General features: G+C 70.4%; 8 protein-coding genes and 1 pseudogene. 4 read left to right on the top strand and 5 right to left on the bottom strand.

The window, feature by feature from the left end:
* Positions 1–84: 84 nt before the first annotated feature.
* The 3 genes from OG946_RS32035 to OG946_RS32025 all read right to left on the bottom strand — a co-directional run bounded on the left by OG946_RS32035 (position 85) and on the right by OG946_RS32025 (position 4,008).
* Positions 85–1,248: an aldose epimerase family protein gene (locus OG946_RS32035; protein ID WP_326799429.1), complete on the bottom strand. Its 1,164-nt coding sequence runs from the start codon at positions 1,246–1,248 to the stop codon at positions 85–87.
* 278 nt (positions 1,249–1,526) lie between these two features.
* Positions 1,527–2,678: a mandelate racemase/muconate lactonizing enzyme family protein gene (locus OG946_RS32030; RefSeq protein WP_326799428.1), complete on the bottom strand. Its 1,152-nt coding sequence runs from the start codon at positions 2,676–2,678 to the stop codon at positions 1,527–1,529.
* Positions 2,679–2,997: 319 nt separating this feature from the next.
* Positions 2,998–4,008, bottom strand: a complete 1,011-nt coding sequence (locus OG946_RS32025; RefSeq protein ID WP_326799427.1) for a LacI family DNA-binding transcriptional regulator — start codon at positions 4,006–4,008, stop codon at positions 2,998–3,000.
* A 317-nt stretch (positions 4,009–4,325) separates the two neighbouring features.
* Between OG946_RS32025 and OG946_RS32020 the strand changes: the two genes are divergently transcribed.
* From OG946_RS32020 to OG946_RS32005, 4 genes and pseudogenes are all read left to right on the top strand, one after another.
* Positions 4,326–5,294 (top strand): glycoside hydrolase family 6 protein, encoded by a 969-nt coding sequence (locus tag OG946_RS32020; protein ID WP_326799426.1) that lies wholly within the window; start codon positions 4,326–4,328, stop codon positions 5,292–5,294.
* A gap of 150 nt (positions 5,295–5,444) precedes the next feature.
* The gene (locus tag OG946_RS32015) at positions 5,445–7,091 is read left to right on the top strand and encodes a glycoside hydrolase family 27 protein (protein ID WP_326799425.1); all 1,647 of its coding nucleotides are present in this window, start codon (positions 5,445–5,447) and stop codon (positions 7,089–7,091) included.
* A 30-nt stretch (positions 7,092–7,121) separates the two neighbouring features.
* A pseudogene (locus OG946_RS32010) lies at positions 7,122–8,171 on the top strand (glycoside hydrolase 43 family protein); the annotation flags it as partial.
* Positions 8,172–8,415: 244 nt separating this feature from the next.
* The gene (locus tag OG946_RS32005) at positions 8,416–10,770 is read left to right on the top strand and encodes an alpha-glucuronidase family glycosyl hydrolase (RefSeq protein ID WP_326799424.1); all 2,355 of its coding nucleotides are present in this window, start codon (positions 8,416–8,418) and stop codon (positions 10,768–10,770) included.
* Positions 10,771–10,824: 54 nt separating this feature from the next.
* Here OG946_RS32005 and OG946_RS32000 read toward each other — a convergent pair whose 3' ends face one another.
* Entirely contained in the window at positions 10,825–12,837 is a 2,013-nt protein-coding gene (locus tag OG946_RS32000) for a right-handed parallel beta-helix repeat-containing protein (RefSeq protein WP_326799423.1), read from the bottom strand.
* A gap of 28 nt (positions 12,838–12,865) precedes the next feature.
* Complete coding sequence (locus OG946_RS31995) at positions 12,866–14,101, bottom strand: mandelate racemase/muconate lactonizing enzyme family protein (protein ID WP_326799422.1); 1,236 nt, start codon at positions 14,099–14,101, stop codon at positions 12,866–12,868.

Below are 14,101 nucleotides of genomic sequence, written 5' to 3'. Positions count from 1 at the left end.
GTGCCGCGTTCCCCGGATGACGTGCGAGCGCGGACGAGCCCCGCCCCGCGGGACGTGAAGTGCGGCGGGGCGGGGCGGGCGGGGTCAGTCCGTGTGGAAGGAGTGGACCGTGGTGGAGCGGTAGGTGTCGCCGGGGCGGAGGACCGTGCTGGGGAACGACGGCTGGTTCGGGGAGTCGGGGAAGTGCTGGGTCTCCAGGCAGAAGCCGTCGCCCTGACGGTAGACCCGGCCCGAGGCGCCCGCGAAGGACCCGTCGAGGAAGTTGCCGCTGTAGAACTGCAGGCCGGGCTCGGTGGTCCTGATCGTCATCGTGCGGCCCGAGGACGGCTCCCAGACCGTGACCGCCCGCTCCGGGGCGCGGGTGATGCCCTTGTCCAGGACGAAGTTGTGGTCGATGCCCCTGCCGTACAGCAGTTGCTCGTGGCCGTCGCGCAGGTCCGCGCCGACCTCCTTCGGCCGGCGGAAGTCGAAGGGGGTGCGCGCGACCGGGGCCAGCTCGCCGGTGGGGATGAGACCCTGGTCGACAGGGGTGTAGTGGGATGCGGCGATCTTCATTTCGTGGCCGTAGACGTCGCCGCTGCCCTCGCCCGCGAGGTTGAAGTACACGTGGCTGGTGAGGTTCACGACCGTCGGCGCGGAGGTGGTGGCGGCGTAGTCGATCCGCCAGTCGCCGTCTGCGGTGAGGGTGTAGTCGACCCGGGTGGACAGTGCGCCGGGGTAGCCCATCTCGCCGTCGCCGCTGACGTAACGCAGGGTCAGGCCCACGCCCGCCGCGGAGGTGAACGGCTCGACGTCCCACACCCGCTTGTCGAAGCCCTTGTCGCCGCCGTGCAGGCTGTGGTCCCCGTCGTTGAGCGGTAGCTGGTACGTCCGGCCGTCGAGGGTGAAGCGGCCGCTGTCGATGCGGTTGCCGTAGCGGCCGATAAGCGCGCCGAAGTACGGGCTGAGGGCGACGTAGTCGTCGAGGTCGTCGAAGCCCAGCGACACGTTCGCGTACCCGCCGCGGCGGTCGGGCAGTTCGAGGGACTGCACGATGCCGCCGTAGGACAGCACCCGTATCCGGGTACCGCCGTTGGCCAGCGTCCAGCGGTCCACGCCGGTGCCGTCGGCCAGCCGGCCGAACGGCTCGCGGAAGGGCAGGGTCGGCCGGCCCGCGGTGTGCGCGGCCGCCGGGGCGGCGAGCCCGGCGGCGGCCAGGCTGCCGGCCGTAGCCGCCAGCACGGAGCGTCTGCTCGTGGTCGGGGTCATGGGGATAACTCCTCGTCAGCGAAAGTTCGGGGTCGGGTCATACGCATCGCGGGCCTGCACTTCGCTCCGCGCTTGTTCCAGATGCCGAAGCCCACCGGCGCCGCCCACACCGGCCCCTTGACGACCTGCTGGTACTCCGTGCCCAGGCCGACCGGGGACGGCCGTTGTCCCGTACCCCGGCACCAGGGCGACGATGAACTCCGCCGGTGTCGCCCCCAGCTCGGACATCCCGCCGGATCGGCCGCCCTGGCTCCCGCGGCACGAGGGCACGGCGGGACTCAGTCATCGGGGTTCCTCTTCTCCCAGCCCTCCGCCCACAGGTCGAAGTGCGCCCGCTGCTGGGGGAACTCCGCCGCCGCGTCGGTGTCCAACTCCACCCCCAGGCCCGGCGCCTCGGAGCGCGTGAAGTAGCCGTCGACCACCTCGGGAGCGCCCTTGACCACTTTCTTGATCTCCGCGTCGGCGAAGTCGTTGAAGTGCTCCAGGACCTTGAAGTTGGGGGTGCAGAAACCGACTTGCAGGGAGGCAGCGGTCAGCACCGGGCCCCCGACGTTGTGCGGCGCGAGCAGCACGTAGTGGGTCTCGGCGGTGGCGGCGAGTTTGCGCGTCTCCAGGATGCCGCCGACGTGGCCCACATCCGGCTGCACGATGTCCGCGGCCTGGCTCTCGAACAGCTCACGGAACTCGATCCGGTCGTGGATCCGCTCACCTGTCGCCACCGGCACGTCCACCCGCTCGGCCACCTTCGCCAGCGCCTTGAGGTTCTCCGGCGGCACCGGCTCCTCCAGCCACGCCGGCCGGAACGGCGCCATCTCGCGCGCCAGCCGCACCGCCGTGGCCGGCGAGAAGCGGCCGTGCATCTCCAGCATCAGCTCCGTCTCGTCGCCGACGGCGTCGCGTACCGCCTCGATGAGGGAGACCGCGTAGCGGGATTCGGCGTGGTCCAGCTCTAAGCGGCCGGCGCCGAAGGGGTCGATCTTCAGCGCCCGGTAGCCGCGCTCGACCACCCGGCGGGCGGCCTCGTGGTACGCCTCGGGCGTGCGCTCGGTGGTGTACCAGCCGTTGGCGTACGCCTTCACCCGGTCGGTCACCGCCCCGCCGAGCAACTGCCACACCGGCACGCCCAGCGCCTTGCCCTTGATGTCCCAGCAGGCGGTTTCCACGCACGCGATCCCCGACATCACGATCTCGCCGGCCCGGCCGAAGTCGCCGTACTTCATCCGGCGGACCAGATCCTCGATCGCGAACGGGTCGGAGCCCGCGATGTGGTTCACCTCCGCTTCGCGGAGATAGCCGACCAGGGCGTCGGTGCGGCCCAGCATCCGGGTCTCGCCGACCCCGGTCAGGCCCGCGTCGGTGTGCACCTGGACGTAGGTCAGGTTCCGCCAGGGGGTGCCGACGACGTGCGTGCTGATTCCCGTGATGCGCACGGCAGGTGGCTCCTTCATCCGTTCGAGATTTCGGCAGGCGTTCGAAATACTGGCGAGACAGTAAGGAGGTGCGCGTCGGCTGTCAACGGTCAGCGCACGGCGAACTCGTCGACCGTGGCCGAACGGTGTTGCTCACCCGGCGATCCAACGAGCTTGTGCCTGGTTGGCGGTGAGGCGTCGGAGATGACGGGGTGGCTCGATGTTCACGTCTTGCGTTCCGACGTGAGGCCCGCGGTCTGCTGGCGGGACAGCAGTCCGCGACGGCCTGGACGGTGTGACCCGTGTGCTCGCGGGCGACCCGCGTCGGTGCGGCCGCCGTTCAGGTGCTGGAGCGTGCGACCAGGTGGGTGGGGAGGATCAGGGAGCTGGGGTCCTCACCCGCGATGAGCCCGGCGAGCATGCGTGCCATCTCGTGGCCCAGGGCCTCGATGGGCTGATGGACCGTGGTCAGCGACGGTTCGGCGATCTGCGCGATGTCCAGGTCGTCGAAGCCCACGACCGCGACATCGGTGGGCACCGCACGACCCGAGCCGCGCAGCGTGCGCAGCGCGCCGGCCGCCATGTTGTCGTTGGCGGCGAACACCCCGTCCAGTTCCGGTTGCCGCTTCAGCAGTGCTGCCATGGCGGCGGCGCCGCTGGGTTCGGTGAAGTCTCCGTACTCCGGCGGGAAAGGCTGCAGTCCGGCGAGGATCACGGCCTCCCGGTAGCCGCGGTGACGCGCACGGCTCACCTCGGTGTCCGGCAGCCCGCAGATCATGCCCACCCGCCTCCGTCCGCAGGCGAGCAGGTGCTCTGTGGCCTGGCGTGCGCCACCGGCGTTGTCGACGTCCACGTACCACGGCGCGTCGAATCCCGCCGGGCGACCGCCGAAGACGACCGGGACCTCCGTCTCCCGGGCGAGGTGGAGCACGGGGTCGTTCTCCCGGACGGCCATGAACATGGCGCCGTCGACTCCCCGGGCGCGCAGGAGTTCCGCGAGACGCCGTCGGCTGCGCTCGCTTGCCGCAAGGCACAGCATCAGGTGCAGGTCGGCCGCCTCCAGAGCGCCGGAGGCACCGACGATCACCTTCGCGAAGAACGGGTCCGCGAAGATCGACGGAGCCTCGCCCGAGATGACGAGAGCGACCGCGCCTCTCTGCCGGGTGGCCAGCGCCCGCGCCGTCGTGTTCGGCACGTAGTCGAGTTCCCTGATGGCCCGTAGGACTGCCGCACGCTTCGCGGGGCTGACGTGGGGCGCGTTGTTGAGCACCCGGGAGGCCGCCGAGCGGGAGACGCCGGCACGCTCGGCCACTTCGTCGAGTGTGGGCTGCCGGCGCGGCACGTCTGTCATGGATCCCGGGGCCTCCGAACCGTGGTGGCGAGGACGCCCCCCGTAGACCGGGAGCGCTTCCAGTCCTGGGACCCTAACGACTGCCCGCCCTCCGGTGAAGAGTGGCCGCGCGCCAACTCTTGACAGGTTCCCATCAGCGCCCACACGATGACCGGTAGCACTCGCGAATCTCTGCCACAAAATGGGAGCGCTCCCAATACCAGCGCTCCCGTGCGCCACTCGTGCTCGGAGTGCGGCAGTTCGACATCGTCGCACCTTCATGCCGCGGGCTCAGGACGAAAGCCTCGCGGCGTTCCCTTCATGAATGAGGTTCACCGATGCGCAAACTCATACGCGGGGCGGTGGCGGCGCTCCTGGCTCTGCCGCTGTTCCTGGCGTCGTCTCCGTCCGCGCAGGCGGCGCCCACCCCGCTCGCCATGACCAGCGGCTTCTACGTCGACCCGAACTCCAGCCCCGCGGTCTGGGCGGCCGCCAACCCCGGAGACGGCCGGGCCGCCGCGATCCGCACCTCCATCGCCGGTACCCCCATGGCCCGTTGGTTCGGTTCCTGGAGCGGCGACATCGGCTCCGCCGTGGGGTCCTACACCGGAGCGGCCCAGGCGGCCGACAAGCTGCCGCTCCTCGTCGCGTACAACATGTACGGCCGTGACGCCTGCGGTGGGCACTCGGGCGGTGGGGCCGCGTCGCCGTCCGAGTACGCCAGGTGGATCGACTCCTTCGCCCGCGGTATCGGCAGCCGTCCGGCAGTCGTCGTCCTGGAGCCCGACGCCCTCGGCGACTACAGCTGCATGTCCCAGGCGCAGATCGCCGAGCGGCAGAACATGCTCACCAACGCCCTCTCGCAGTTCCGGTCCAGCGCGCCGAACGCCTGGGTCTATCTCGACGCGGGCAACCCCCGCTGGGTCGACGCCTCGACCATGGCCCAGCGTCTGCACTCCTCCGGGCTCAGCCTCGCCAGGGGCTTCTCCCTCAACGTCTCGAACTACTTCACCACCTCGGAGAACGTGTCGTACGCCGGCGGCGTCAACCAGGCACTGGGCCAGCGCTACGGCTACAGCAAGCCGTTCGTCGTGGACACCAGCCGCAACGGCAACGGCTCGAACGGCGAGTGGTGCAACCCCGGCGGGCGCAGGATCGGCACGCCCACCCAGCAGGGAGGCGGCGCCGAGATGCTCCTGTGGGTCAAGACCCCGGGAGAGTCCGACGGCAACTGCGGAGTCGGATCAGGCTCCACCGCCGGGCAGTTCCTGCCCGAGGTCGCCTACAAGATGATCTACGGCTACTGACGCCCGGCGCCGGGGCAAGCCTCCCGGTCCGTGCACGGGCCCGCACGCCCGGGCCGGCACCACCCGCCGAACACCGGACAGCCACAGGCGAGCACCCGTCCCGCGGCGAGCGGGACTCCCGCGGGACGGGTCCGCCGAAAGGAGCCGCAAATGCTCACCCGATCACGAAGGCGACTGGCCCGCCTGCTCGCGGTGACGGCCGCGGTGCTGGCGCTCTCCGCCGCCGCGCCCCACCAGCCGGTGGCCCAGGCCGCACCCGGCAGCCCGGCCGTCACCCCGCCACTGGGCTGGAACAGCTGGAACAGCTTCGGCTGCGGCGTCACCGAGGACATGGTGCGCCAGGCGGCGGACGCCATGGTCAGCTCGGGCATGCGGGACGCGGGCTACGAGTACGTGGTGGTCGACGACTGCTGGTTCGACCCGCAACGCGACGCCCAGGGCAACCTGCGCGCCCACCCGGCGAAGTTTCCCAGCGGGATGAAGGCGCTCGGCGACTACATCCACAGCCGCGGCCTGAAGTTCGGCCTCTACCAGGTACCCACCGAGCGCACCTGTGCGCAGCGCGTCGGCACGTTCCCCGGCTCGACCGGCAGTATGGGACACGAGGTGCAGGACGCCCGTACCTTCGCCTCCTGGGGCGTGGACTACCTCAAGTACGACTGGTGCTCGCCCGCGGGCACGCGCGACGAGCAGGTATCCCGGTTCTCCCTGATGCGCGACGCCCTGCGGGACACGGGCAGGCCCATCGTCTACAGCATCAACCCGAACAGCTTCCACGCGATCACCGGCTCCACGTACAACTGGGGCGAGGTCGCCGACCTGTGGCGTACCACCGAGGACCTGCTCGACATCTGGCAGAACGGCAACGTCAACAGCTACCCGATGGGCGTCGGCAACGTCGTCGACGTCAACGCCCCGCTCGCCGCCCAGGCCGGCCCGGGCCACTGGAACGACCCGGACATGCTGGTCGTGGGCAGACCGGGGCTGTCGCTGACCGAGTCGCGGTCGCATTTCACCCTGTGGGCGCTGATGGCCGCGCCGTTGATGGCGGGCAACGACATCCGCACGATGTCCGCCGACGTCAGCGCGGTGTTACGCAACCAGCGGCTGCTGGCGGTGAACCAGGACCCCCTGGGCGCCGGCGGACGACGGGTCCGCGACGACGGCGCCACCGAGGTGTTCGCGAAGCCCTTGTCCGACGGCTCGGTCGCCGTCGGGCTGTTCAACCGCGGCAACGGCACCGCCACCGTCAGCGCCTCGGCCGCACAGATCGGCCTGACCGGCGGGGCGTTCACGCTCACCGACCTGTGGACCGGCGCCACGTCGGACACGAGCGGCCAGATCACCGCGAGCGTACCCGCGCATGGCGTGACGGCGTTCCGGATCACCGGGGGCGCGCCGCTCGCCGCCGAGACCTCCCGGATCCGCGGTAACGGTTCCGGCCGCTGCCTGGATGTGGAGAACTCCTCCACGGCCGCAGGCGCCGCCGTCGTGATCTGGGACTGCCACACCGCCGCCAACCAGCTCTGGACGACGTGGGCCGGCGGAGAGATCCGCGTCTTCGGCGACAAGTGCCTGGACGCCGAGAACCAGGGGACCGCCAACGGCACCCGGGTGATCACCTGGACCTGCAACGGCCAGGACAACCAGAAGTGGACCTTCGCTGCCGACGGTTCGATCCGCAACGTGCACGCCGGACTGTGCCTGGAGGCGAGCGGTGCGGCCACCGCGAACGGCTCGCGGCTGGTCCTGGGGGCCTGCGGCGGCCAGGCACACCAGCGGTGGACCCGTAGCTGACCCCGATACGACGGAGGAGGCCGACCCCCCATGTCCGACCCACTGCGGCCCTGGAGCCGCCGGAGCATACTGACGGCCGCCACCGGGCTGGCCGCCGCGACCGCGCTGCCCCTCGCACACCCCGCACATGCCCGGCCGGCCGCGGCATCCCCCGCCGCGGCGGCCCCACTGGCGACGTACACGAACCCCGTCCTGTGGCAGGACTTCGCGGACATCGACATCATCCGCGTCGGCGACACCTACTACTACTCCGCCTCGACGATGCACTACTCGCCGGGCGCGCCCATCCTGCGCTCCTACGACCTGGTCAACTGGGAGTTCGCCGGGCACTCGGTGCCGGTGCTCGACTTCGGGAGCAAGTACGACCTGAACGGCGGCCGCGGCTATGTCCGCGGCATCTGGGCCTCCTCCCTGGGCTACCGCCCGAGCAGCCGCACCTTCTACTGGGTGGGCCAGATCGACTTCGCCCGCACCTACCTCTACACCGCCACGTCCGTCGAAGGTCCCTGGACCAGACACGCCTCGCTCGGCGAGGTCTACTACGACGCCGGCCTGCTGTTCGACGACGACGACACGCCGTACGTGGCCTACGGCAACACCGCCATCCACGTCGCCCGGCTCGCGCCGGACGCGCGCACCCAGGTCCGCTCCCAGCAGGTGTTCACTACCCCGTCGAGCGTCGGCACGCTGGAGGGAGCCCGCTTCTACAAGATCAACGGGAACTACTACATCTTCCTGACCCGTCCGGCCAACGGCCAGTACATCCTGAAGTCCAGCTCCGGCCCCTTCGGTCCGTACGAGATGCGGCAGGTGCTCCTCAACCTGCCCGGACCGATCGCCGGCGGCGGAGTGCCGCACCAGGGCGGCCTGGTGAGCACTCCGGACGGACAGTGGCACTACATGGCCTTCGTCGACGCGTACCCCGGCGGCCGGGTCCCGGCGCTCGCCCCGATCACGTGGACCTGGGACGGCTGGCCTGTGCTGCAACTCGTGAACGGCGCCTGGGGACAGGCGTACACCGCACCGCTGCCCCCGCGCCCCGTCGCGCCGATGACGGGCACGGACACCTTCCAGGGCAGCCGGCAGCGGCTTCAGCCCGCTCGGGCCCGCCTTCACGCTCAACAACGCCTGGCAGTTCTTCATGGGCTACCGCTACGCCGTCTTCAACCACGCCACCAAAGCGCTCGGAGGAAGCGTGCGGGTGGCGCGATTCGAGTTGGCGGCCCCGTGACCCCGAGACGCGGAGGCGACCACGAAGGGGTTCACAGACGTGATCGGTGTTCTTCAGACTGACAAGTCGGGAACGATTTGGTAAGACAGGTTCATGTCAATGAATCGACGGTCGTTCATGGGTGCGGTCGCGGCGGGCGCGGCCCTGGGACCGAACGCGGGCACGGCCGCGGAGGCACTGGGCCGCGAGGGCGCGCGCTTCGGTCCCGCCGGGCCGCGGGACGAGGACTACGACGGCTCCGACATGTGGCTGCGCTACGTGCCCGTCCGCGATCCGCACCTGCTCGGACAGTACCGGCGGCAGGTGACCGCCGTCGTCGTGGAGAACGCCGACCGGAACGCTTCGTACCGCCACACACCTGACCTGCGTATGGCTCCGGGATCGACCGAGCGGCTGATGGCATCGACCCTGGAAGCGGCCAGGGAGGAGCTGGTCCGGGGCCTGAGCGGGCTGCTGGACCGGCCGGTGCGGGCACTCCCGCGGCCGGGGGACGTCCTGCCCGACGGCGCCGTCGTCGTGGGGACGCCGGAGAGTTCACAGGCCGTGCGCCGGTTCCTGCCGGCCGGCGAGCTGGAGCGCGTGGGCCGGGACGGCTTCGTCATCAGGTCGGTCTCCCAGGGGCGCCGGGCGTTCACCCTCATCGGGGGCACCACCGAAGTGGGCGCACTGTACGGCACGTTCGCCTTCCTGCGGCGTATCCAGACGCACAAGCCGATCACTGGACTGGCGCTCACCGAGACTCCGAGGGTCGCCAACCGGCACCTGAACTACTGGGACACCGAGCGTCTCTACGCCGGCAACGACGAGCCGGGAACGGGCGGGCTGCACGGCGAGAACGGCGCGATCTTCAACTTCGCGGCGACCGGCGCCAGTGCCCCGCTGAACCTGCCGGTCGTCCTCGACCGCTACCTCGTGGCGGCGCGGGCGATGGCTTCCGTCGGGATCAACGGGATCACCATCAACAATGTCAACGCCGACAACTCCTACCTCACCCCCGCGTACATCGCCCAGGAGGCCGCGCTGGCCGACGCGCTGCGGCCGTACGGGATCAGGCTCGCCCTCTCCATCCGCTACGCGGCGCCCCTGGACGGCCGCTTCGCACCGGACACGCTCACCGAGGAGCAGATGGCGCCCACGGACGCGGACTTCCGGGCCTGGTGGACCCGGAGGGCCCGGCTGATCCAGGAATCCGTACCTGATTTCCTCGGTTTCACCGTGAAGGCCAACTCCGAGGGCCAGCCGGGCCCTCAGGACTTCGGCTACGACCACGGAGACGGCGCCAACGGCATGGCGACCGCGGTGGCACCCCTCGGCCTGAAGATCTACTGGCGGACCTTCGTCTACAACCCCGACGTCGACAGCGACCGGCTGAAGCGCGCCTACCTGGAGTTCGGTCACATCGACGACGAGGCCCAGCCCGACGGAACCACCGGCCGCTTCCTGGACAACGTGTTCCTCCAGACCAAGAACGGTCCCCTGGACTTCCAGGCCAGGGAGCCCGTCCACCCGATGTTCGGCCGGATGGAGAACACCAACCAGGCCCTCGAACTCCAGATCACCCAGGAGTACACCGGCCAGAACCGGATGCTCTGCTTCCTGGCCCCCATGTGGGAGGAGATCCTCAAGACCGACACCCACGCCACGGACGAGCGGGGCCGGCCCCTCGACAGGCGCCTGGTCGGCCACGTCGTGGACGGAACGGCCCAGGGCCACTCGGACACCGCCGTCGTCGGCGTGGCCAACCTGGGCAACGCGGACAACCTGACCGGACACCACTTCTCCCAGGCGAACCTGTACGCCTTCGGCCGCCAGTCCTGGGACTGGACCGCGGACTCCGCGGACATCGCCGTCGACTGGGTGCGGATGACCTGGAGCAACAGCCGGAGCGTCGTCGACGCGATCGTCTCCATGATGATGGGCTCCTGGGAAGCGCTGGTGAGTTACCAGACTCCCCTCGGGATCGCACACCAATTCACCGCCGACGTCCACTACGGCCCCGGCCCCTCGGAATCACACCTCCCGCGCGAGGACTGGAACCCCGTCTACTACAACAAGGCGGACAGCGCCGGCCTCGGCTACGACCGCTCCCCCTCCGGAAGCAACTTCACCGCCCAGTACTCCCCCACCCTGGAAGCGGCCTACGGAGACATCGACACCGTCCCCGAGAACCTCATGATGTGGTTCCATCACGTGCCCTGGGACCGCCCCATGAGCAGTGGCAGGATCTTCTGGGACGAACTCGTCCACCACTACTACTCGGGTGTCCGGTACGTCAGCGGCATGCGCCGAACCTGGGACTCGCTGGAACCCTGGATCGACGCCCGCCGGTTCGCCGAGGTCAGGGCCAAGCTGGCGCTCCACGAGACGGACGCGGCCGACTGGCGGGACACCTGCGTGAGTTACTGGCGGCGGTTCAGCGGCAGGGACGTCCGCGTACCACCGGACTGAACCGCACCCGGCTGCGTGCACGGGCACCGCGGCTGCGGTGCCCGTGCACGCAGCCTAGCCGGTCGGCCCCGCGTTGGAGATCACGTCGCGGGCTCCGGCGGGGATGTCGCCTACGTTGAAGGTGACGTTGTCGCGGGCGACGTTGCCGCGCTGGCCGTCGACGATGCCGGTGATGGCGGGGTTCGTCGTGTAGTTGCCGACCAGGGTGAGGTCGCCGGTGCGGTTGCCGTTCTGGTTGTTGGCGTGCGCCCACTGACCGGCGCTGCCGACGAAGACGTTGCGGCCGCCGCTGAGGTAGCGGGAACCCTCGTCGAAGTACAGGCCGAGTTGCCCGCTGTTCTCACAGTAGTTCTCGTCGACGACGCCGCCCGGGATCGCGGAGAGGCTGTAGATGCAGCCGGCGTCGAACATCGTCTGCACGACGTTGCGCACGTGGTTTCCCACGACGCGCACGTCACGCAGCGTCGTGGGAGTCTGGTAGACCGGCTGGAAGTCGTAGAGCCCGCGGTTGACGTACTCCGGGCTGCCGCCCGGATCGTTGGCACCCCAGCCGTAGCCGATCCCGATGCCGGTGTAGGGCATGTCGGAGACGTAGTTGTGCTCGATGGCCAGTCCGGAGACGTAACTGGCGAAGACGCCGTCCTGGTCGAGGTATTCGAGCGCCGTGGAGTGGATGCGGTTGTTCCTGATCAGGATGTCGCTGTTGGTCATGCGCGGGTCGGACGGATGGTGTGCGTCCGGGCGTACCCCGCCCGCCACGATGCCGCCGCCGGCGCTCGCGGTGAAGGTATTGCCCACGACCGACACGTTTTTCGCGCCCAGACCCACCCCGGTGCCGTGCGCGTTGGCGTCGTTGCCGATGCCGAGGCCGACGGAGCCGAGGTTGACGAAGCTGTTGTCCTCGAAGGCGATGTCCTCGGCCGCCGACACCTGCACCGCCCCGGGGGCCTGTGCCCAGTTGTTGCGGGCACCCTCGAAGCCGCGGCAGCCGACCGCGCACGAGGTGAAGGCGTCGGACGGCCTGTGGGGCTGGACTCCGGTGATGAACGCGCCCGTCTGCTGGTTGGCGTAGCCGTTGGGGCTGCCGGGGTGCAGCCAGGTGGTGCCGGTGAAGGTCAGCCCTTCGAACCGGAGGTTGCGGGCCGGCTCGTCGTAGGTGCCGCCGACCTCCAGCAGGGATTCCAGCCGCGGCAGCTCGACCTGCGCGCGTTGCAGGTCCTGCCCCGGAAGCGGCTTGTAGAACAGCGTGCCGGCGGTGGTGTCCAGGTACCACTCACCGGGCTCGTCGAGGAACCGTTTGGAGTTCAGCAGGGAGAACACCGGGGTCCGGAACGGGGACTGGATGGTGTCGTACCCGTAGGTGTTGTTGTCCCAGGCGGGTTGCTGCATGACGACCTTCGAGCCGGAGATGCTCTGTACGGGGGCGAACCGGTTAGTGAACGAGAGCTTCGCCTGGAGTTCGATGCGCCCCTGGTCGGGCAGGGTGGCGAGGTAGGCGAGGTCCGGGTTGTCGAGGCTGAAGCCCGTGGCGTCGAGCGTGATGTCGGACCGGGACAGCCCGGTCCGCGCGCGCTGTGCCGGTACGCCGTCGACGTAGAGCTGCCGGCTGTCGAAGCCGGTGCCGACGTCGGCCTTGTAGATGCCCGTCGCGGGGTCGTCGAGCTCCCAGTCCGTGACCGGTTCCGCGCCACTCAGCACGGCTTCCGCTCCCGGTGCGGCCGTCCAGGTCACGGTGTGTCCGTCGCGGCCGGAGTCGGCGGAACCGAAGCGCAGCGGGGAACCGAGGCGGTGGATTCCCTTCAGCAGACTCACCCTGACGTCACCGTCGCCCCGGCGGGCGAGGTCCTGTGCCCGTCGCTGCGCCTCCGCCAGGGTCTGCAACGGCTGCCCGGCGGTGCCCGGGCCGTCGTCGGCTGCGCGGGGACTGCCGGTCGGCGCCACGACGAGCGTGTGCTGCCGGGCTGCGGCAGAGGATTCGGCGGGCAGGGCGGCGAGCAGTCCGGCGGCCAGGGCCGCGGCTGCCGCCGCGGCGCTTGTGCGTGCGTACCGTGAGCGGAGTGGGGGCATGGCCACTACCTTTCGTCGCGGCGGGGGTTCAGGGCTGAGCGGTGTGCGGCACATCGTCGGGACGATGCGGCGGTCGGGGCCCGGGACGTTCGGGAGGGTCACCGGCGAGGGGGCTGCGGTGGGCCACGGCCAGCAGCCGCCGTCCGGCGTACTCGGGCCGGACGGCGGGACCCTCGTACGCGGCGGTGGGCGGGGGTCCTGCCGCCGCCGCAATCGTCTTCTCGTCTACCTCGATGCCCAGGCCCGCCTGGTCGCCGAGGACGAAGGCACCGTCCTCGACACACAGGTCGAAGGAGAGGCCGACCGGCTCCTGAAGGTTCTGCAGTTCGCTTGCGAGGTGGTTGGGCAGGGCTGTGGCGGCGTGCAGCAGGGCGACCGGAGAGCCGCCGATCGGGCTGACCGGCAGGTCATGGGCGTGAGCCAGGGCTGCGACCCGTAGGAAGTGGGTCACGCCCCAGCCCGCCGCCGCCTGCACGATGTCGACCGCGCCCCGGACCAGAAGCGGGCGGTACTGTTCGAGCCCGGTGAGGTTCTCCCCGCTCGCCACCGACGCCCGGATCCCTCGTCCGACAGCGGCCAGGCCCTCGGCGTCCCAGCGCCGGACGGGCTCCTCCACCCAGCTGAGGTCCAGGGTCTGCTCCAGCTCACAGACGTGGCGGACCGCCTGCTTGCGGGTCCAGCACTCGTTCGCGTCGAGCATCAGGGCGGGCCGCATCCCGCGTCCGGCCCGGGTGAGCATCTCCCGTACGAGGGTCAGGCGGTCGCGGTCCCGCTCGATGTCGAGGCCGCCCTTGAGCTTGGCGGCCCGCAGGCCGCGCTCGGCGTAGACCTGGTAGACCGCGGCCAGGTCGTCGTCGCTGAGGGCGATGTCGAGTCCGGAGGCGTAGGCGGGGACTGTTCGGTCCCGTCCGCCCAGCAGGCGCCACAGCGGTTCGCCCGCGGCCTTCGCCTTGATGTCCCACAGGGCGGTGTCGAATGCGCCGATGGTCCCGAAGACGGCGCCGCTGTGGCCGGCCTTGAACGTCTGCCGGATCATGCGGTCGTAGAGCGCGGTCACGCAACGGGGGTCCTCGCCGTCCACGGCGGCGAAGACGGCTTCCGCCGCGGTGTGGGATCCCAGTCCTGCGCCGGTGATTCCGGCGTCGGTGTCCACCAGGATCACCGGCACCGGCGTGATCCCGTCGGTGAGTACGCCGTTGGCGTCGCCGACGGGCCGGCCCCAGTCGTGGAAGGTCGTCAGCGTGCGATATCCGGTGATCCGCAT

This window comes from Streptomyces sp. NBC_01808, from assembly GCF_035917395.1.
In the GTDB taxonomy this organism is placed as follows: Bacteria; Actinomycetota; Actinomycetes; order Streptomycetales; family Streptomycetaceae; genus Streptomyces.
The sequence above is the reverse complement of the archived record's forward strand: the minus strand, read 5'-3'. Positions and strand labels throughout refer to the sequence as shown.